General features: G+C 75.3%; 16 protein-coding genes and 1 pseudogene. 9 read left to right on the top strand and 8 right to left on the bottom strand.

Annotation, left to right across the window (positions count from 1 at the left end; translation table 11 throughout):
• Positions 1 to 50: 50 nt before the first annotated feature.
• Entirely contained in the window at positions 51 to 2612 is a 2562-nt protein-coding gene (locus tag ABT160_RS34045) for an ABC transporter permease (protein WP_351651822.1), read from the top strand.
• Between the two features lie 169 nt (positions 2613 to 2781).
• Here the strand turns inward: ABT160_RS34045 and ABT160_RS34040 are convergent, their stop codons facing one another.
• On the bottom strand, positions 2782 to 3468 hold the full coding sequence (locus ABT160_RS34040; RefSeq protein WP_351651821.1) for a M23 family metallopeptidase: 687 nt from the start codon (positions 3466 to 3468) through the stop codon (positions 2782 to 2784).
• 291 nt (positions 3469 to 3759) lie between these two features.
• Between ABT160_RS34040 and ABT160_RS34035 the strand changes: the two are divergent.
• Positions 3760 to 4980 (top strand): annotated as a pseudogene (locus tag ABT160_RS34035) (M6 family metalloprotease domain-containing protein); the annotation flags it as partial.
• A gap of 587 nt (positions 4981 to 5567) precedes the next feature.
• The gene (locus ABT160_RS34030) at positions 5568 to 6434 is read left to right on the top strand and encodes an endo alpha-1,4 polygalactosaminidase (protein WP_351651819.1); all 867 of its coding nucleotides are present in this window, start codon (positions 5568 to 5570) and stop codon (positions 6432 to 6434) included.
• A gap of 60 nt (positions 6435 to 6494) precedes the next feature.
• Here the strand turns inward: ABT160_RS34030 and ABT160_RS34025 are convergent, their stop codons facing one another.
• Together ABT160_RS34025 and ABT160_RS34020 are read right to left on the bottom strand one after the other, a co-directional pair.
• A complete protein-coding gene (locus ABT160_RS34025; RefSeq protein WP_351651818.1) occupies positions 6495 to 7352 on the bottom strand; it encodes a class II fructose-bisphosphate aldolase in 858 nt (285 codons plus the stop codon).
• A gap of 23 nt (positions 7353 to 7375) precedes the next feature.
• Positions 7376 to 8263, bottom strand: coding sequence for an SIS domain-containing protein (locus ABT160_RS34020; protein ID WP_351651817.1), 888 nt, complete (start codon positions 8261 to 8263; stop codon positions 7376 to 7378).
• A gap of 187 nt (positions 8264 to 8450) precedes the next feature.
• On the opposite strand from ABT160_RS34020, the gene ABT160_RS34015 reads away from it, so the two are divergent.
• Positions 8451 to 9230: a DeoR/GlpR family DNA-binding transcription regulator gene (locus ABT160_RS34015; protein ID WP_351651816.1), complete on the top strand. Its 780-nt coding sequence runs from the start codon at positions 8451 to 8453 to the stop codon at positions 9228 to 9230.
• Between the two features lie 148 nt (positions 9231 to 9378).
• Here ABT160_RS34015 and ABT160_RS34010 read toward each other — a convergent pair whose 3' ends face one another.
• The gene (locus ABT160_RS34010; protein ID WP_351651815.1) at positions 9379 to 10242 is read right to left on the bottom strand and encodes a methyltransferase domain-containing protein; all 864 of its coding nucleotides are present in this window, start codon (positions 10240 to 10242) and stop codon (positions 9379 to 9381) included.
• 496 nt (positions 10243 to 10738) lie between these two features.
• On the opposite strand from ABT160_RS34010, the gene ABT160_RS34005 reads away from it, so the two are divergent.
• Both ABT160_RS34005 and ABT160_RS34000 read left to right on the top strand, forming a co-directional pair.
• Entirely contained in the window at positions 10739 to 11347 is a 609-nt protein-coding gene (locus ABT160_RS34005; protein ID WP_351651814.1) for an ankyrin repeat domain-containing protein, read from the top strand.
• On the top strand, positions 11344 to 12492 hold the full coding sequence (locus tag ABT160_RS34000) for a YncE family protein (RefSeq protein ID WP_351651813.1): 1149 nt from the start codon (positions 11344 to 11346) through the stop codon (positions 12490 to 12492). The genes ABT160_RS34005 and ABT160_RS34000 overlap by 4 nt, the downstream gene beginning before the upstream one ends.
• A 39-nt stretch (positions 12493 to 12531) precedes the next feature.
• Here the strand turns inward: ABT160_RS34000 and serS are convergent, their stop codons facing one another.
• From serS to ABT160_RS33980, 4 genes are all read right to left on the bottom strand, one after another.
• Positions 12532 to 13827, bottom strand: a complete 1296-nt coding sequence (gene serS / locus ABT160_RS33995; protein ID WP_351651812.1) for a serine--tRNA ligase — start codon at positions 13825 to 13827, stop codon at positions 12532 to 12534.
• Between the two features lie 524 nt (positions 13828 to 14351).
• Positions 14352 to 14759 (bottom strand): DUF3618 domain-containing protein, encoded by a 408-nt coding sequence (locus ABT160_RS33990; RefSeq protein WP_351651811.1) that lies wholly within the window; start codon positions 14757 to 14759, stop codon positions 14352 to 14354.
• A complete protein-coding gene (locus tag ABT160_RS33985) occupies positions 14756 to 15127 on the bottom strand; it encodes a phage holin family protein (protein WP_351651850.1) in 372 nt (123 codons plus the stop codon). Before ABT160_RS33985 ends, ABT160_RS33990 begins: the two co-directional genes overlap by 4 nt.
• Before the next feature lie 194 nt (positions 15128 to 15321).
• The gene (locus ABT160_RS33980) at positions 15322 to 16113 is read right to left on the bottom strand and encodes a DUF4389 domain-containing protein (protein WP_351651810.1); all 792 of its coding nucleotides are present in this window, start codon (positions 16111 to 16113) and stop codon (positions 15322 to 15324) included.
• A gap of 300 nt (positions 16114 to 16413) precedes the next feature.
• On the opposite strand from ABT160_RS33980, the gene ABT160_RS33975 reads away from it, so the two are divergent.
• The 3 genes from ABT160_RS33975 to ABT160_RS33965 all read left to right on the top strand — a co-directional run bounded on the left by ABT160_RS33975 (position 16414) and on the right by ABT160_RS33965 (position 18382).
• Positions 16414 to 16980 (top strand): hypothetical protein, encoded by a 567-nt coding sequence (locus ABT160_RS33975; protein WP_351651809.1) that lies wholly within the window; start codon positions 16414 to 16416, stop codon positions 16978 to 16980.
• Between the two features lie 131 nt (positions 16981 to 17111).
• Positions 17112 to 17654, top strand: a complete 543-nt coding sequence (locus tag ABT160_RS33970) for a SigE family RNA polymerase sigma factor (RefSeq protein WP_351651808.1) — start codon at positions 17112 to 17114, stop codon at positions 17652 to 17654.
• On the top strand, positions 17651 to 18382 hold the full coding sequence (locus ABT160_RS33965; protein ID WP_351651807.1) for a hypothetical protein: 732 nt from the start codon (positions 17651 to 17653) through the stop codon (positions 18380 to 18382). The genes ABT160_RS33970 and ABT160_RS33965 overlap by 4 nt, the downstream gene beginning before the upstream one ends.
• The last annotated feature ends 179 nt before the right edge of the window (positions 18383 to 18561 follow it).

Raw genomic sequence — 18561 nt, 5'->3', positions numbered from 1 at the left:
CGCCCCCGTACCCGTACGCACCCTCCTTCCGAAGGCCCCGAGAACTCCCCATGCTGAAAACAGCGCTGCGCGACGTCGTCGCGCACAAGGCCCGGCTGCTGATGACCGTCCTCGCGGTCTGCCTGGGCGTCGCGTTCGTCTCCGGCGCGCTCGTCTTCGCGGACTCCTCCGTCGAGGCCCAGCGCGCCGCCGCGTCCAAGAGCTACGCCGACACCGCCGTCACGGTGCGCCCCGCCGACCCGGCGCCGGGCACCGCCGAGGACACCGCCGCCTCGCCGCTGGACGAGGCCCTGGTGCGCAAGCTGGCGGCCGTGCACGGCGTCGCGGCCGTGCACCCGTCCGCCGACGGGCGGGCCGTCCTGAACGGCTCGGACGGCCGCCCGCTGCGGGCCGAGCGCGTCTGGTCGAACCTGGGCGCCTCCTACGTACCGGGCAAGGACGGTACGGACAGCCGCTATCCGATCGCGGAGGGCCGGGCGCCGCGCTCCGCGGGCGAGATCGCCGTGGACCGCGGCACCGCCGAGGCGGGCGGGCTGCGGATCGGCGACGCGGTGACACTGGGCACGGACGGCCCCGCGCTCACCAAGCGGCTCGTCGGCATCGTCACCCCCAAGGACAGCCGGGTACGGTCCGGCGGCACCCTCACCCTGTTCGACAAGGCGACCGCGCAGCGGCTGTACGCCTCCCCCGGGCACTACAACAGCGTCGACGTGTCCGCCACGCCCGGCACCAGCGAGACGGAGCTCGCCCGGCGGGTGGAGGCGGTACTGCCCGCGGGCCGCGCCCAGACCGTCACGGGCAGCGCCCAGATCGCCCAGCAGAACCTCCACCTGGGCACCCTCACCCGGGGCTACGCCAAGCTGCCGCTGGTCTTCGCGGGCGTGTCGCTGATCATCAGCAGCTTCCTGATCGCCAACACCTTCACCATGCTGGTCGGGCGGCGCACCCGGGAGATCGCGCTGCTGCGCGCCGTCGGCGCCACCCGCCGCCAGGTGACCCGCTCGGTGCTCCTGGAGGCGCTGGTGGTCGGCGCGGTCGCCTCGGCGGCCGGTTTCGTCCTCGGCCTCGGGGTCGCCACCCTGCTGCCGCACGTGCTGAGCACCGACGGCGAGGTGCTGCCCCAGGGGCCGCTGGTGATCGGCCCGACGCCGGTCCTGGCCTCGCTCGCGGTGGGCGTCGGCGTGACCGTGCTCGCCGCCTGGCTGCCCGCGCGCCGGGCCGCCCGGATCGCGCCGGTCGAGGCGCTGCGCGCCGCCGAGCAGGCGCCGTCCGCCACCCGGGCCCGGCTGCGGGCGGGCGCGGGAGCGGTCCTGCTCGTCCTGGGGGCCGGGTGGCTGGTGTCCCTGGCGGGCAGCGCCGAGGACGCCTCGGAACAGAACCTCCAGGACGCGCTGGCGGCCTGCGCGCTGCTCGCGGGGGCACTGGTCCTGCTCGCCCCGGCGCTCGCGGGGCCCCTGGTCCGCCTCACCGGCCTGCTGACCCGGCGCTTCGGCGTGGTGGGGCAGCTGGCCAAGGAGAACGCGCTGCGCGACCCGCGGCGCACCGCCGCCACCGCCTCCGCGCTGATGCTCAGCACGGCGATGGTGGCCGGGCTCGCGGTGATCGGGAACTCCACCTCCCAGGCCCTGGACCGGGAGGCGGGCCGCGGCCTCGGCGCGGACTACGTGGTCAGCACCCGCGACGGCATGTCGGGCGTCGACCAGCACGCCATCGACAAGGTCGCGTCGGCGCCGGGCGTGCGCACCGCCTCGGCGGTCGCGGACGGCACCTTGTTCACGGGCGGGGGCGCCATGGAGATCGCGGGCGTGGACCCGGCCACCGCGGGCGACGTGATGGAACTGGAGTTCACCAGCGGCTCCCTGAAGGACCTGGGGCCCGGCAGGATCGCGCTGTCCGTGAGCACGGCCAAGGCGCAGGGCGTCAGCACCGGGGCGACCGTCCAGGCGCGCATGGGGTTCGGCGAGGGCTTCCGGTCGTACACCGTGGTCGGCACCTACCGGGACAACCCGGTGGCCAAGGACGCGCTGGGCGCCCGCGCCGAGGTGCAGCGCTCGGCCCTGCGGCCCGGCACCCTCCAGCGGGTCCTGCTGCGCACCGACGAGGTCTCGCGCGGCACCGAGGACGAGGTGCGCGCCGCGTTCGGCAACAACCCGCTGCTGAAGGTGCAGAACCGCGACCAGCTCGTCTCGGAGGCGTCCGGCTCGCTGGGCACGCTGCTGACGCTGATGTACGGGATGCTCGGCCTCGGCGTCGTCATCGCCTCGCTGGGCATCGTGAACACGCTGGTGATGTCGGTCTCCGAGCGCACCCGGGAGATCGGGGTGCTGCGCGCGGTGGGCATGGACCGGGCCGCCGTGCGGCGCATGATCCGGCTGGAGTCGCTGACGGTCGCCGTGTTCGGCACCCTGCTCGGCCTGGCGGGCGGCCTGTTCGGCGCCTGGGCGGTGGGGTCGCTGGCGAACGGGGCGATGCCCGGGTACGCGCTGGCCCTGCCGTGGGGCACGCTGCTGCTGCTCTGCCTGTCCTCCCTGGTGATCGGGGTGCTCGCGGCGGCCGTCCCGGCCCGCAACGCGGCGGCGCTGGGCCCGCTGGAGGCGGTCGCGGAGGCGTAGGCGGGGCGCGGTCGGTGAGGGGCGGCGGCCGGGGTCGCGCGGGAGTGTTCCCGCGCGACCCCGGCCGCGCTCGTACCCCGGCGGCCCGGGTGTCCCGTTCGCGCTCGTCGACCAGCCGTTGAGCTTTCCCGGCCGGGCTCGTCGACCGGCCGTTCGACACGCGTGCCGCTCAGCGCGCGTACGCGGGCAGCCGTACGCCCTTGCGCCTGAGGTAGCCCAGCGGGTCGACGTCCGAGCCGTAGTCGCGCTGGGCCCGGATCTCCAGGTGCAGGTGCGGGCCGGTGGAGCGGCCGGTGTTGCCGGAGTGGCCGAGCCGGGCGCCCGCGCGGACGGTGGCGCCCTGGCGGGTGCCGATGCGGGAGAGGTGGCCGTAGACGGCGAAGTGCCCGTCGCGGTGGCGTACGGTCACGGCCTGCCCGTACGCGCCCGACCAGCGGGCCAGCACCACCACTCCGGCGGAGACCGCGAAGACCGGGGTGCCCTGGGGGACGGCCAGGTCGATGCCCGTGTGGTAGCCGGCGAGCCAGTCGCCTGGCTCGCCGTAGCGGGTGGTGACGCGGAAGCGGCGGCGCAGCGGGAGGACGCAGCGGGCCGGGAGCACGAAGCGCTCCTCCGGTTCGGGGACCTCGGCGTCGGCCCGCTCCAGGTCCGCCTCGAACCGCTCGTCGTAGTCGGCGCCGCAGTCGTCGGGGCCGGGGCCGCCGGGGCCCGGGGCGCCGCGCGCGGCGGCGTCGTCGGCGAGGGGGCCGGTGAGGAAGGTGCCGGTGAGGAGGGGGCCCGCGAGGAGTGGCGCCGCCATCCCCAGAGCCGCCCGTCTGGTCAGGCCCGTACCCGGGCCGCGTATGTGATCGCCCATGCGGCCAGGTCATCGAACCCCGGGGCGGCGTGCACCTCGGGGCACCCGATCGGGGTAACGGGCCCTCGGCGCGCACCGCCCCGGCCGTAGGGCCATTCCGGCCCAACAGCCCTGCTCACGCGGCCGGTCGGGCGCGACGACGGCGGCGTCGGGCCGGCCGCCGTACCGGTCGGCCCCGGTCCACTCGGCTCCCGTCCCCCGATCGGACCCGCTGGGCGGGCGTCCGGTCCTCCCGCGGCTTCTGCTGGCTGAATGCGGTCGCGGCGGTGCGGCCGGCCACCGGGAGGACCCATGCGCGGAGCCGTGCGCCGAATATCCGTGTCCGTCGCGGCCTGCGTCGCCCTGGTCGCGGCCGTCGCGCCGGTCCGTGCCGAGGACCCCGCCCGCCCCGCGCCCCGCGCCCAGGCCCCTTCAGGGCCCTGCGCGCTGGCCGGTCCGCCGGACTCGGGCGCACGCTACTTCGAGGGCGTGCCCACCCCGGGGAACTTCGCCCGGTCCACCGGCACCGTGCGCGCGTACACCGTCTTCGTCGACTTCCCGGACGCGCCCGCCACCGTGACACCGCGCGAGCGGTACGCCGAGTTCTTCCCCGCGGTCTCCGACTACTTCGCCCGCGCCTCGTACGGCAGGCTCGACTACCGGCCGATGCCGCGCTTCTCCTGGATACGCATGTCCAAGCCGCTCGCCTCGTACGGGATAGGCCGCGGCGTCCCGTTCTCGCCGGGCTACGCGGCGCTCACCGCCGAGGTCGCCCGGGCCGTGCGGGCCGAGGCCGACCCCGGCGCGTACGACCTGCTCAACGTGCTGGTCACGCCGAACGCGGGGCCGGACGCGCTGGAGACCGTGCTCTCGGTGACGTACAGCGGGGGCACCTTCGACTTCGGGCGCGGCGCGGTCCCGTTCGCGGGGAGCTTCGTGTGGAGCCGGCAGACCGGGGACAGCCCGTGGCGGGTCCTCGCGCACGAGAACGGGCACGCCTTCGGCCTTCCCGACCTCTACCTGGACGGCGGGGGCGGCACCACGGCCGGGCACTGGGACCTGATGGACGAGGACTGGGGTCCGGCCAACGACCTGATGGCCTGGCACAAGTGGAAGCTGGGCTGGCTCGGCGCCGACCAGGCGGTCTGCGCCGACGCCCCGGGGACGCGGGAGTTCACGCTGCGGCCGCTGTCCGTGCCGGGCGGCACCAAGCTGGTGACCGTGCCCCTGGACGGCGAGCGGGCGCTGACCCTGGAGGCGCGCACGAAGAGCGCGCTGGACGCCGCCGTGTGCCGTCCCGGGGTGCTCGTGGCGGGCGTCGGCACCCGGGTGGCCGCCGGGGAGGGCCCGGTCCGGGTGCGGGACGCGACCCCGGGGAGCGCCGGGTGCTTCCGCGACCCGAACGTCAACGCGGCGCTCAGCGACGCGGCGTACCAGCCGGGCCAGACGTTCACCGACCGGGCGCACGGGATCGCCGTGCAGGTCCTGGGCGTCGACGCCGCGGGCGACTACCGGGTGCGGGTGGCGCGCGGCGCGCAGGCGGTGGCGTCGCTGCCCCCTGCCTCGGAACCGCTGCCCTCCGCATCCGTACCGACCACACCCGTACCGACCACACCCGTGCCCTCCCTAGCCGCGCCCTCCGAGCGGCTGCCCCAACAGGCCGCCGCCGGCGACGGCTTCCGGGAGGCGCTGGAGCGGCTGAGGCAGGCGGTGTGCGCGCAGTGGTGGGCGGCGCGGCTGCCGGGGTGCGGGCGGTAGCGGCGGGTCGCGGTCCCGCGCGATCCACCAGTCCACTGCTCCACAGGCCCACTCCTCGACCGGTCCACTCATCGACCAGTCCCCTTGTCGACCGGTTCACCGGGGTCCGTCCCGCCGACTCCCGCCGTGCGCGTCCCGTTACCGGTACCGACCGTTCCGCTGGCCGGATACGGCACCCGTCGCCCGCCCCCGTTTGACGGCTCAAATCATGATCCGTTAGCTTCCGGACGGCCGGTCCGAGCGCCCGGCCCAGAGCACGCCCAGCCGGTAGGTCGGCTCCCGCCGCAAGCCCGGACCGAGTCGCCAGGAACGTGGTACGCGTCCGAGGCGGGGCCGTGCCCTCCTCCCTGGAGCCCGCCACCATGCGTCACCACCGCCCCGCCCCCCACACCACGCCCCGGGCCGCGTCCCGCCGCGCCGCGCTGTTCGCCGCCGCCACGGCCGTCGCCCTGCTCGCGACCGCCTGTTCGGGCGGCGAGCCCGACGACGGCGGCAAGTCGCCGGGCGGCGTCCGGCTGCCACCCGCGCACGCCGGGTTCGACTACCAGATCGGCGGCCCCTACACCCCGCCCGACGGGGTGCGGATCGTGGCCCGCGACCACGGGGTGGCACCCGCCCGCGGCCTGTACAACATCTGCTACGTCAACGCCTTCCAGGCCCAGCCGGGAGCCGAGGACGAGTGGGACAAGGACCTGCTGCTGACCGACCGCTCGGGCCGGATCGCCATGGACAAGGACTGGAACGAGGCGATCCTGGACATCAGTACGCCCGCCAAGCGCGCGCGGATCGCCAAGAAGGTCGGCGGCTGGATCGACGACTGCGCGGCCAAGGGCTACGACGCGGTGGAACCGGACAACTACGACAGCTACGCGCGCGCCCCGAAGGGACGGCTCACCCCGGAGCACGCCAAGGAGTTCCTGAAGGCGCTGGCCGCGCACGCGCACGCCAAGGGCCTGGCGATCGGCCAGAAGAACACCCCGGAACTGGCCCCGGACCGCAAGCGGGTGGGCCTGGACTTCGCGGTGGCCGAGGAGTGCGGCACGTACGACGAGTGCGACGACTACGTGGAGGCGTTCGGCAGCCGGGTGCTCGCGATCGAGTACACGGAGAAGGGCCTGCGCGCGGCGTGCGAGGGCTGGGACGACGAGATCAGCGTGGTGCGCCGCGACCTGAACGTGGTGCCGAAGGGGAAGGCCGGGTACGTGTACCGCACGTGCGACGACGTCTGATCCCGCACCCTCCCCACGTCTGGCCCCGCACCCCTCCCCCGCGTGTCGGACGGTCGGTCGTCAGACGGTCGGCGCGAGCACCCCGATCAGCCGGGTGACCGCGTCGGCCATCGCCCGGCGGCCCTCGGTGAGGTAGGCGCGCGGGTCGACGCCGTCGGGGTGGTCGGCCAGGTGGGTGCGGATCGCCCCGGTCATCGCGATGTTGAGCGCGGTGCCGATGTTGACCTTGGCGATGCCGCCGCCGACGGCGGCGGCGAGTTCGTCGTCGGGGACGCCGGAGGAGCCGTGCAGGACGAGGGGGACGTTCAGCCCCCGGTCGAGCAGGCCGAGGAGGTGGTGGTCGAGGGCCGCGGTGCGGGTGGTCATCGCGTGCGAGCTGCCGATGGCGACGGCGAGCGCGTCGACGCCGGACTCGGCGACGAACCGCCGGGCCTCCTCGGGGTGGGTGCGGGCGCCGGGCGCGTGGGCGTCCAGCGGAGGCCTGCCGCCCTTGCCGCCGACCTCGCCCAGCTCGGCCTCGATCCAGAGCCCCTGGGTGTGGGCCCAGTCGGCGACGGCGCGGGTGGCGGCCAGGTTCTGCCGGTAGGGCAGGTGGGCGGCGTCGTACATCACGGAGCTGAACCCGGCGTCGGCGGCCTGGCGCAGCAGGGCGTCCTGCTTGACGTGGTCCAGGTGCAGGGCGACCGGGACGGCGGCGGCACCGGCGGCGGTGGCGGCGGCGCGGGCCAGCGGGAGCAGGCGGCCGTGGCGGAACTTCACGGCGTTCTCGCTGACTTGGAGCACCACCGGTGACGTAGCGGCCTCGGCGCCCGCGATGACGGCTTCGACGTGTTCGAGGGTGATCACGTTGAAGGCGGCGACGGCGGTGCGTTTGGCGGCGGCTTCGGCGACGAGGTCGCCGGTGCGGGCGAGCGGCATGGCTGTTCCTCCCCCGGGCCCGGTCAGACCGACGGGTCGAGGACGACCGAGCGGGTGAGGTGGCGCGGCCGGTCGGGGTCGACGCCCTTGGCGGCGGCCACGGCGACGGCGAGGCGCTGGGCGCGCACGAGTTCGGCGAGCGGGTCGAGGCGGCCCTCGATCCAGCGGGCGCCGGTGGCGCCGACCTGGGCGGCGAGCCCGGCGGGGGCCTCGCCGAACATCCAGGTGGCGGTCCCCCCGGTGGCGATGGAGATGGGGCCGTGGCGGTACTCCATGGCGGGGTAGGCCTCGGTCCAGGACAGCGAGGCCTCGCGCATCTTCAGGGCGGCCTCCTGGGCGAGGCCGACGGTCCAGCCGCGGCCGAGGAAGCTGAACTGGGCGCAGTCCACGAGCCCTTCGGGCAGCGGCTCGGCGAGCGCGGTGCGGGCGTCGGCGACGGCCTGCGCGGGGTGGAGCCCGAAGTGGGCGCGGAGCAGGGTCAGCGCGGTGGTGGCGAAGCGGGTCTGCACGACGGAGCGCTCGTCGGCGAAGTCGAGGACCACGAGGTCGTCGGCCGCGGTCATGACGGGGGTCGCGGGGTCGGCGGTGACGGCGGTGGTGCGGACCCGGCCGCGCAGGGCGCCGAGGAGGGCGAGGACCTCGGTGGTGGTGCCGGAGCGGGTCAGGGCGATCACCCGGTCGTACGGGCGCGAGGCGGGGAACTCCGAGGCGGCGAAGGCGTCGGTCTCGCCGAGCCCGGCGCCTTCGCGCAGGGCGGCGACGGCCTGGCCCATGAACCAGGAGGTGCCGCAGCCGACGACGGCGATCCGCTCGCCGGGGGCGCCGAGCGCGTCCCGGTGCCCGGGGGCGAGCGCGGCGGCGCGCTCCCAGCACTCGGGCTGGCTGCTCAGTTCCTGCTGGACGTGGCTCATGCCGATCTCCACCCCTGTGATCGCTGGATGATTTTTCCTGCAACTTATAGCGCTGTTTCAATCACAAGCAAGCATACGGGTGACGGGAAGGTGGGCTAAGGTCATCTCGTTCGGCTGATCGATCACGGGATCGGCCACGGGATCGGGCACGGAACCGGCCGCGGCCGCAGGACGAGAGGTGGTGCGCATGTCGCGCGACGCCCGCTGGCAGGCACTCCTGGAGCTCCTGGTGGAGCGGGGCCGGCTGGAGGTGGAGGAGGCGGCGACGACGCTCGGCGTCTCGGTGGCCACCATCCGCCGCGACTTCGACCAGCTCGCCGAACAGCAGATGCTGGTGCGCACCCGGGGCGGGGCGGTCGCGCACGGCGTGTCGTACGAACTGCCCCTGCGCTACAAGACGGCACGCCAGGCCTCGGAGAAGCAGCGCATCGCGAAGGCGGTCGCGGACCTGGTGTCGCCGGGCGAGGTGGTCGGCCTGACCGGCGGCACCACCACCACGGAGGTGGCCCGCGCGCTGTCACTGCACCCCGAACTCTCCTCCGGCACCCCGGCGTTGACGATCGTCACCAACGCGCTGAACATCGCCAACGAGCTCGCGGTGCGCCCGCAGTTCAAGATCGTGGTGACCGGCGGCGTGGCCCGTCCCCAGTCCTACGAGCTCATCGGCCCGCTGGCCGACGGGGTGCTGAGCCAGATCAGCCTGGACGTGGCGGTGCTGGGCGTCGGCGCGTTCGACGCCACGCACGGCACGACGGCGCACGACGAGGGCGAGGCGGGCATCAACCGCCTGCTGTGCGAGCGCGCGGAGCGGGTGGTGGTGGCGGCCGACTCCACCAAACTGGGCCAGCGCGCCTTCGCCCGCATCTGCGCGACGGACCAGGTGGACGTCCTGGTCACGGACACGGGGATCGCCGAGGAGACGGCGGCCCGGTTCCGCGAGGCTGGGGTGGAGGTCGTGGCGGTGTAGCACCGCCTGACAGGACGCGGACTCTGTAGCACCGCCTGACCGGGCGCGGACTCGTACGGCGGCAGCGCGCGCTTCGGGGGACCCGTACGGCAGCGCGCCCCTCGCGGACCGGTACGGCAGCGTGCCCCTCGGGGACGGCGGGCGCGCCTCACCCCTCCCCCGTCCGTATCCGCTGCTCCGCCCCGTCCACCGTCACCCGGTAGTCCCCCCAGCCCGGCCAGCCCAGTTCGCCGTACGAGCGGCGGGTGCGCTGGCCCCTGAGCTTCATGAAGGCCACCGGCTCCACCAGCGTGCCCTCCGCGCGGCCCGGGGACGTGACCGTGAGGCGGGCCAGGGCGTCGCTGCCGAAAGGGGTGTCCAGGGGGGTCAGGACCGTACCGCCGGGGCGGACCTGGTGCAGCCAGGCCGGGGGGACCCGGCGGACCGCCGCCGTGGAGACCAGGCGGTCGTAGGGGGCGCCGGGGGCGTGGCCGCGTTCGCCGTCGCCCGGGACCACCTCCACCCCCGCGCCCAGGGCCCGCAGGACGGCGTCGGCGCGGGACGCGAGCGCGGGGTCTATCTCCACGGTCACCACCCGGTCCGGGCCCGTGCGGCGGGCCAGCAGGGCCGCGCTGTAGCCGGTGCCCGCCCCTATCTCCAGGATCCGTTCGCCGGGGCGCGGCGCCAGGTGCCGCAGCATCTCCACGACCACCGCGGGCGCCGAGACGCTGGAGGTGAACGGCGCGTCGGTGGGCCCGTCCTCGGGCCGCACCGCGCCGTCCGCGACCTGGGTGATCAGCGCCGCCTGCGGGCGGTAGACGGCCCGCAGCCACGCCTCGGGGGCTCGCTCGCGGTCGATCACGTGGTGCAGCCCGTCCACCGGGTCCGGGTGGGGCCACCACACGCGGTCGGGCACGAAGCGCTCGCGCGGCACCCGCAGGAACGCCTCGCGCAGCCAGTCGCAGTCCCCGAAGCCGCGCGCGGACGCCGCGATCCGGTCCGCGCAGCGCAGCCGCAGCGCGGCCGCGTCCATGCCGGGCCCGCCCGTCCGGGACTACTCGTCGGCTACTCGTCGTCCCCGCCGGTGGACTGGTCCTCCTCGGGCGCCGGGTTGCCCGGGTCGCCCGGCGCCGAGTGGTCGCCGCCGACCTGCCCGTTCTGCTCGCCTCTGTTGCCCATGTCTCCCCCTGCCGCACGGTGCGCACGGTGCGCGTGGGTACGAGTGTGGGGCCCGACCCCGCCGGACGGTAGGGCGCCTCCGCGTACCGCATGGTCAGCGGCTCACGGGTCATCCGATCGGTTGACCCCGATGTCGTCCGTACCGGCGCGCCGGGGCAGCCGCAGGGCCGATCGTCCCGGACCTTCGTCCGTACCAGGATCGGAGCAGAGCACGAAGGCAGAGCACGGAGACCGACGGCGAGACGACCGACGGCGAGACACGAGGCGGTGGGACGGGGATGGCCTGGAGTCCCGCGAACGTACGATCCCGGGCGCGTGGGCGCGTACGGGGAGCGAGCAGGAGGAGCACCATGAGCGCGTTCGACCGCGAACTGCTCGAAGCCGCCGGACGGGGCGACGCGGCCACCGTGCGGCTCGCCCTGGACTCCGGGGCCGGGGTCGACGTCCGCGACGGGCACGGCCGCACCCCGCTGCTGCGGGCCGCCCTGGCGGACCGGGTCGAAGCGGCGCGGCTGCTCGTCGCGGCGGGCGCCGACGTGAACGCGCGCGACGAGCGGCAGGACAGCCCCTGGCTGGTGACCGGCGTGACCGGCAGCGTCGCCATGATGCGGGTCCTGCTGCCCGCCGGCCCCGACCTGGCGCAGCGCAACCGCTTCGGCGGGATCGCCCTGATCCCCGCCGCCGAGCGCGGGCACGTCGGCTACGTGCGGGCCCTCCTGGAGGAGACCGCCATCGACGTGGACCACGTCAACGACCTCGGCTGGACCGCCCTGCTGGAGGCGGTCATCCTCGGCGACGGCGGCCGCGACCACACCCGGGTCGTGGAGCTGCTGCTGGGCGCCGGGGCCACCCCGGACCTCGCCGACGGCAACGGCGTGACCCCGCTGGAGCACGCCGAGCGGCGCGGCCTCCCCGGGATCGCGGCCCTGCTGCGCGACGCCGAGCGGGGTGCGGCGTGAGGCCCGCCGGGCCGTCGCGGCGCCTGGTGCTCGGCGCGCTCGGCGCGGGCGCCCTGGCCGCCTGCACCCGGGCGCCGCAACGCCCGGCGGCCACGCCCGAGCCGCTGCCCAGCAGCACGCCCGCCGCGCCGGGCACGGGCCGTCCAGCGCCCTCGACGACACTGCTCGTGGCCGACTTCGGGTCCGACACGGTGACCTTCGTCGACCCCGACCCCGACCGCGGCCCGCTCGGCTCGGTGCGGGTCGGCCGGGCGCCGTACGGGCTCGTGGTGGACGAGGACGGCGGGGCCTGGGTGGCGACGGCCGAGGGCGTGGCACTGGTGGACACCCGGGCCCGCAAGCGCCTGGCCCTCGTCCCGTACCGCACTCCGCGCGACCGGCTCGGGCCGGTCACCGGCGGGGAGTACCGGGGCGGCGGCATGGGCATCGCGCTGGCGCCGGACGGGCGGCAGGTGTACGTCGGCGTGAACGTCCCCGACGGGAACGGCGTGCTGGAGGTCGTCGACACGTCCGCGCGCGCCGTGGTGCGCACGGTGGCGGTGGGGCGGCGGCCGTTCGACGTGGACGTCTCGCGCGACGGCTCGGAGGTCTACGCCGTGGACCACGACTCCTTCGACGTGACGGTGGTCCCGGTGCGCGGCGCCGGCGCGTTCCGTCCGCGCCGCATCGAGGTGGCGCCGTACGGCACCGAGGGCGGCCTGGGCTCCTGGCTGAAGCCGCACTACGCGGCCGTGCGCCCGACGGACGGCCGGCTGCTGCTGCCGTTCGAGGGCGAACGGCTCGCGGTGGTGGACCCGCGCACCGGGCGGGTGGCCATCGAGCGGATGACCGCCAACACCCACCAGCACGGGGTGACGATCACCCGGGACGGCACGCTGCTCGTGGTGGGCACCGGGCCGATCGACCCGTCCGTCGACGACGGCCCGTCGCTGACCGTGCGCAGACCGGACGGCAGCGAGCGGGTGTTCCCGCTTCAGGGACCGCACGAGGACGTGGCGGTCTCCCGCGACGGCCGGATGGCGTACGTGACCGGAGGGTTCACCCGCGACGGTTACTGGGACGGGATCACGGTCGTGGAACTGTCCACGGGCCGCTCGCGCCGACTGGCCGCGGGGAAGCGGCCGTTGGGGATCGCGGTGCTGTGACCGGGGCGCCCCCTCGCGCGGGGCACCCCGGCAGTCCGCTCAGGCGGGTGTCAGCACCGGACCGATCCCGAAGCGGTGCAGCACCTCCGGCACCCGGACGCTGCCGTCCGGCTGCTGGAACTGCTCCAGGAGCGCGGGCACCAGCCGGCTGGTGGCCAGGCCCGAGGCGTTCAGGGTGTGCACGAAACCGCCCCCGCCGTGGCGGGCGCGGTAGCGGATGCCGCCCCGGCGCGCCTGGTAGTCGCGGGCGTTCGACACCGAGCTGACCTCCAGGTACGTCCCCAGGCTGGGCAGCCACACCTCGACGTCGTACGTCCGGGCCATGGCACCGCTCAGGTCGCCCGCCGCGAGCTTGCTCACCCGGTAGCGCAGTCCGAGCCCCGCGACCAGCGCCTCCGCCTTGGCCAGCAGCTCCTCGAAGGCCGCGTCCGAACCGTCCGGGTGGGTGAACTGCACCAGCTCCACCTTCTGGAACTGGTGCCCGCGCAGGGTGCCGCGCTCGGTCGAGCGGTAGCCGCCGATCTCGCTGCGGTAGCAGGGCGAGTACGCGAAGTACCGGCGCGGGAGCTCCTGTTCGGGCAGTGTCTCGTCGCGGTGCAGGGCGATCAGCGCGGTCTCCGAGGTGGGCAGCAGGAAGCGCCCCTCCTCCGCGTCCGCCGCGCCGCCCGTGACCTGGAAGACGTCCTCGCGGAACTTGGGGAACTGCCCGGCCGCGTACCCGGCCGCCTCGCCGAGGACGTGCGGCGGCAGGACGAAGGTGTAGCCGTCGCGGCGGTGGGCGTCGACGAAGTAGTTGAGCAGCGCCCATTCGAGCAGGGCGCCGTTCCCGGTGTAGGCCCAGAAGCCGCTGCCCGACATCTTCGTGCCGCGCACGTGGTCGACCAGGCGGAGGCTCTCGGTGAGCTCGACGTGGTCCTTGGCGGGGAAGGCGGGGGTGCTCCCGTGCTCCTGTGGCCCTCCGACCACCCGCAGGACCTCGTTGGCCTCCTTGCCGCCCGGGACCACGTCGTCGTCGGGGAGGTTGGGCAGCGGGTCGAGGAAGTCCGCGCGGGCCCGGGCCAGCTCGCCCAGGCGGGCGTCCAGTGCCTTGACGCGGGCACCCACCTCTCGCGCTTCCCGGCGTACGGCCTCGAAGGCGTCGGGGTCGTCGCCTGCCCGCGCGGCCCGCGCCGACAGCCGCTTGCGCGTGCCGCGCAGGGCCTCCAGGGCGCTGCGGACCTCGCGGTACTCGGCGTCCAGGGCGAGGAAGGCGTCCAGGTCGACGTCGACGCCTCGCGCGGCGAGGCCGGCGCGGACCCGGTCGGGGTGCTCGCGGATAAGGGTCGCGTCCAGCATGTCGGTGACACTCCAGTCCGTTCGGCCGGGTGAGCGGCGTCATCCCCGCGGAGCGTGGGCGAGCGGGGAAACTCGCGGTGCCACCACGCTTTCGCCGCCCTGTGGCGACCTCTCTGGCCCGGTGACGGGGGCCGGCCGGCGGGGCATTGGGGCGCTTTCGCGGCGCCTTTTCCTCCCCGCGCTCGGGAGGGGATTTCGCCCGGGGAACGGCACCGCCTTCACAGCTTCCGGCGGCTCTCTCGGCCCGTTCCGTCTCCGGACTACTCGTCTCCGTCAACGCATTGCGAGGACCCTAGGAGCGGGCCTGCGACCTGGTCAAACGAATTCCGGTCACGGCGGTGGGGGCCTGCGGGAGGCGGACCGCCCGGATCCGCGGACGCGCGTACGGGGCCGACCCCACGCGCGCGTACGGGCCGGACGCGCGTGCGCGTGTACGGAGCCGGTGGCCACGCGCGCGTACGCGTACGGGCCGGGCCCCCCGGTGAGGGGGTCCGGCCCGTACGCGCGTCGGGGTCGCCGGTCGGCTACGACCTGCGCCACCGCCGCAGCAGGAGCAGCGCCGCGACGCCGCCCGCCACCGCGAAGAGGACGCCCCGGTTGTTCCGGGCCACGACCGCGCCCTGGGCGGCCTTGTCCCGTACCGGCTGGGGCAGTTCGGGCAGCTTGTCCTGGACGACGTGGGCCGCCTCGCCCGCCTTCGTCGCGACCTCGCCCGCCTTGGTCGCCACCTGGTCCTTCAGCTCGGCCGCCTTCCCCGTCGCCTGCTCCTTCACTCGTACCGCCTTCTCCTGGGCCCGGCCCTTCACGTCCGCCTTGGCCGCCAACGCCTCGACGGTGCGCCCGAGTTCGTGCCGGGTCCGTTCCACCTCCTCGCGCAGCTCCTGTGGTTCGGGGGCCGCCGCGGCCTTGTCGGTGTCCCGTTGCTCGCTCATCGGTGCGCGCTCCTCTTGATCTCGGCGACGTCCGCCTTGACGCTCTCGATCGTCTCCGCGGGTGCCGCGGGCGTCGCGCGGCCGACCTCCTTGCGGCCGACCAGCGCCATGACGGCGGTGATCACGCCGAGCACGGCGGCCACGATCAGCGCCGCCGCCCACACGGGCAGCGGTACCGCCAGGCCCGCGATCGCCCCGGCGACGAGGGCCTGGAGGGTCAGGAAGCCCACGACGCCCGCGCCGCCGAACAGCCCGCCGCCCTTCCCGTACCGTTTGCCCTTCTCCTTCATCTCGGCCTGGGCCAGCCGTAGTTCACCGCGCACCAGCTCGGTGAGCTGCTGCGAGGCACGTTGTACCAGTTCACCCACGCGTTCCTCGCCCAGGTCGGGCCGGGCACCCGCCACGGGGACCACCTCTCCTCTCCGGATCCGGATGTCGAGTCCGTCGAGGTCGCGGGTACCCAGGAAGCCCGGTTTCACGACGGCAGTTCGCGAACGGGACGAAGCGGGCGGCCGACCTGGTCAGCGGGGGCGGCGAGGCGGACGGTCGGCGGAGCAGCCGGTCAGCGGCTGGAGGGGAAGGGGAGCGAGCCGGTGGTCCAGTCGTCGTCAGCGCCGTAGTCGACGCTGGTGTTCGTGGTGACGTGGGCGACCAGGCCGAGGAGCAGGAAGACCACCACGAGGACCGTCGCGCCCGTGCCCAGGACCAGCGGGCGCGTGGCGGAGACCGGCTCCTCCCCGGCGGGGTCGTCGCCGAACAGCCGCTTGGGGTAGGCCGGGGTGAGCATCATCGCGTACGACTGGAAGCGCATCCGGTAGCGGAGCACGGCGGCCGACGCGGCGAAGACCGGCTCGGGGAGGCGGCCGAGGACGAGCGTGATCAGCCAGAACACCCAGCTGACGGCCGCCCACCCGGACTGCAGCAGGCCGGAGATGATCGCGGCCGGGATCATCAGGAAGATCCGGAAGAGCACGGCGAGCCGGTTGAGCGGGGTGGCCTGCTGCTGCACGCGGACCGGGAAGTCGAGGTCGTAGAAGGTGAACGGCGGGTAGCGGTCCACCAGGAGCATCGCACTGGCCTCGACCCTCGCCTGGTAGGCGACGACGTTCGCGAGGAAGCGGTGCAGCGCCTCCGGCAGCCGCCCGAGGACCAGCGCGGCGAACCAGCCGGCGATCACCACGAAGAACGCGGCGATCCCGAGCAGCATGACGGCGATGAACTGCGGGAGCAGCAGCAGCCAGCGCAGCAGTACGGTCCAGCGGCGCTGCGGCGCGGGCGCCGGGACGTCCAGGACTGGGAGCCACTCCCCGGCGTGCGGGTCGGGTACGGCGCGGGCCGTCCAGGTCTCTGCCATGTTCGCTCCGTTCCCGTGCCGCTGCGTGGGGGTCTCCCCAGCCTGGGCCGCAACCGGTCGCGCCGCCCGTCCTGGGCACCCGAACGAGTTCCCCTCTCCCCTCCGCCCACTCCTCGGCCGCCGCGCCCGTGTCCCGCCCCCGTCGCGGGTGCCGGGAAAATTCTTGCGGGTCCATGTCATCCGGACCCCGCCCCACGGGAGTTTGTACGGGTGGAGAGGCGCCGCTCCCCCGTACGAACCCGCACCACCCCGCATCGCTTGCGTCACTTGCGTCACTTGCATCGCCGAGGAGTCATGAAGATGAAGAAGCACGTCCTGACCGCGGCCGTGGCCGCCGCGCTGTTCGCGGTGCCCACGGCGGCGCACGCGGTCACCGTCGCCACCCCCGCACCCGCCACCTCGTCCGCCTCCCCCTCCACCCACCGTTCGGCGCACACCGAAGCGTCGTCGGCGGTCCGCGTCGTCAAGCCCGGCCAGCGCGTGGCGGGCGGGCACGGCTGGACGGTGTGGCTGACCCCGGACGGCAAGCACTGGGCGGACCCGACCGGCTTCGAGAACTTCCGCAGCGTCGTCGACGGCAACATCGACATGTCGACTCCCGGCGTCACCCACCAGTCCGAGGGCGACGCCACCGGGACGTTCCACTCCGGCGTCTACCACTCCGCCCGGCGCCCGGCCGCCCGCGTCGTCCTCACCGACCACCGGGGCGTGCGCACGCGGGCCTCGATGATCGAGCTGCCCGGACGGCCCGGCTGGGGCGCCTGGTACGTGTTCACGGGGCCCGCCGCCGACGGGCAGTACCACGACACGACCGTCACGCTCTACGACCGCGCGGGCCGCGTGCTCGCCGAACTCCCCGCCATGTAGAGCGCATCAGCCGAACACCCCCCTCAAGGGGGTTCACCGGACCGGGGTGGCAGGGCCCGACGAGGGAACGGGCCCTGCCGCTCCCCGCCCGCACCGCCCCCGCACCGCCCGATCGCGAGGTTCCCGCCACCGTGTCCCACGAGTCCGCCCCCGAGGCAGACCAGCCCGATTTCGCCGCCTACGCCACGGCCGCCTGGCCCCGGCTGGTCCGCACGGCCCAGCTGCTCACCGGCGACTTCCACGAGGCGGAGGACCTGGTGCAGACGACGCTGGCCAAGGTGTACACGCGGTGGCGGCGCATACCCCGGGACGAGGTCGAGCTGTACGTGCGCCGGTCCCTGGTCAACAACAACCTCAGCCGGCTGCGCCGCAAGCGCGTGGTGCACCTGCTGACCCCGTTCCTGCCCGATTCGGTGCGCGACGCGCACACGGGCCACGCCGAGGCCGTCGAGCGGCGTGCGGCCGTCCTGACCGCACTGGCCGACCTGTCCCCGCGCCAGCGCGCGGTGATGGTGCTGCGCTACTGGGAGGACCTGAACGAGGCCGACATCGCTGCGGTGCTCAACTGCTCGGTCGGCACGGTCAAGAGCCACGCCCGGCGCGGTCTCGAGGCGCTCCGCGCCCACCCCGTGCTCGCACCCCGTCCGCACGCCACCCCTGGAGCACAGCGATGACGCCCGAAGACGACGTACGCGGCGGCGCGCCGCCGGACCCGGCGGCGCAGCGGCTGCGCGCCGCCCTGGCCGGCGCCGCGCTGGCCATCACGCCCGGCCCGGTCCCGCTGGCGGCCGTGGAGCGCGAGGGCCGCCGGATCAAGCGGCGGCGCACGACGGCGGCGGCCCTGGGGGCGGCCCTCGTGGTGGCCGCCGTGCCGCTGGCGATCGGGCGGGTCACGACGGCGGACGCGCCCGCGCGCGTGGCGACGCCGCCCGCGTCGCCGACGTCGCACGCCCCGTCCCGTACGCCCCTGCCGTCCGTACCGGTGGCGCGGGCGCCTCGGACGGTCGAGCCGGGGCAGCGGGTGGACGCCGGGCGCGGGTGGCACGTCTGGCTGACCGAGCGGGGCAAGTACTGGGCGGGCCCGGACGGCCAGGAGAACTTCCGCAGCACGGTCGACGGCAATCTCGACATGTCGGTGCCGGGCATCAGCCACCAGTCCGAGGGCGACGCCACGGGCACGTTCCACTCGGGCGTCTACTACGGCACGAAGGGGGCGGCCCGGGTCGAACTCGCCTACCCGGGCGGCACGGTGGTGCCCGCGGAGCTCATCGAGCTGGCGGGAAGCCCCGGTTGGGGCGCCTGGTACGTGTTCACGCCCCGCCGCCCGGCGGGCGGCGGCGACCCCTCGGTGCGCTACTACGACGGCCGGGGCAGGCTGCTGTCGTCCCTGCCGGGGCTGTGACACGCGTGGCGGGCGGAGACGGGGCAGGGACGGCCGGGGCCTGACGCGGACGGCGGACCTCGGGGTGCACAAGGTGCGACACGGACGGGCCGGGGGGGGGCGGGGGGGGGCCGGCGCCCCCCGGCGCGCCGGGCGGGCGCCCGCGCGGGGCGGCCAGAGGGGGCGGACGGGGGCCACTC

The organism is Streptomyces sp. NPDC001941, from assembly GCF_040296945.1.
In the GTDB taxonomy this organism is placed as follows: Bacteria; Actinomycetota; Actinomycetes; order Streptomycetales; family Streptomycetaceae; genus Streptomyces.
Note: the sequence above shows the minus strand (reverse complement) of the source record. Positions and strands in the feature narration are given on the sequence as shown.

Excerpts from the sequence above, each read along its gene's own strand:
- ABT160_RS34045 (WP_351651822.1), top strand. The coding sequence starts at position 51 with ATGCTGAAAACAGCGCTGCGCGACGTCGTCGCGCACAAGGCCCGGCTG.
- ABT160_RS34040 (WP_351651821.1), bottom strand. The coding sequence starts at position 3,468 with ATGGGCGATCACATACGCGGCCCGGGTACGGGCCTGACCAGACGGGCG.
- ABT160_RS34030 (WP_351651819.1), top strand. The coding sequence starts at position 5,568 with ATGCGTCACCACCGCCCCGCCCCCCACACCACGCCCCGGGCCGCGTCC.
- ABT160_RS34025 (WP_351651818.1), bottom strand. The coding sequence starts at position 7,352 with ATGCCGCTCGCCCGCACCGGCGACCTCGTCGCCGAAGCCGCCGCCAAA.
- ABT160_RS34020 (WP_351651817.1), bottom strand. The coding sequence starts at position 8,263 with ATGAGCCACGTCCAGCAGGAACTGAGCAGCCAGCCCGAGTGCTGGGAG.
- ABT160_RS34015 (WP_351651816.1), top strand. The coding sequence starts at position 8,451 with ATGTCGCGCGACGCCCGCTGGCAGGCACTCCTGGAGCTCCTGGTGGAG.
- ABT160_RS34010 (WP_351651815.1), bottom strand. The coding sequence starts at position 10,242 with ATGGACGCGGCCGCGCTGCGGCTGCGCTGCGCGGACCGGATCGCGGCG.
- ABT160_RS34005 (WP_351651814.1), top strand. The coding sequence starts at position 10,739 with ATGAGCGCGTTCGACCGCGAACTGCTCGAAGCCGCCGGACGGGGCGAC.
- serS (WP_351651812.1), bottom strand. The coding sequence starts at position 13,827 with ATGCTGGACGCGACCCTTATCCGCGAGCACCCCGACCGGGTCCGCGCC.
- ABT160_RS33990 (WP_351651811.1), bottom strand. The coding sequence starts at position 14,759 with ATGAGCGAGCAACGGGACACCGACAAGGCCGCGGCGGCCCCCGAACCA.
- ABT160_RS33980 (WP_351651810.1), bottom strand. The coding sequence starts at position 16,113 with ATGGCAGAGACCTGGACGGCCCGCGCCGTACCCGACCCGCACGCCGGG.
- ABT160_RS33975 (WP_351651809.1), top strand. The coding sequence starts at position 16,414 with ATGAAGAAGCACGTCCTGACCGCGGCCGTGGCCGCCGCGCTGTTCGCG.
- ABT160_RS33965 (WP_351651807.1), top strand. The coding sequence starts at position 17,651 with ATGACGCCCGAAGACGACGTACGCGGCGGCGCGCCGCCGGACCCGGCG.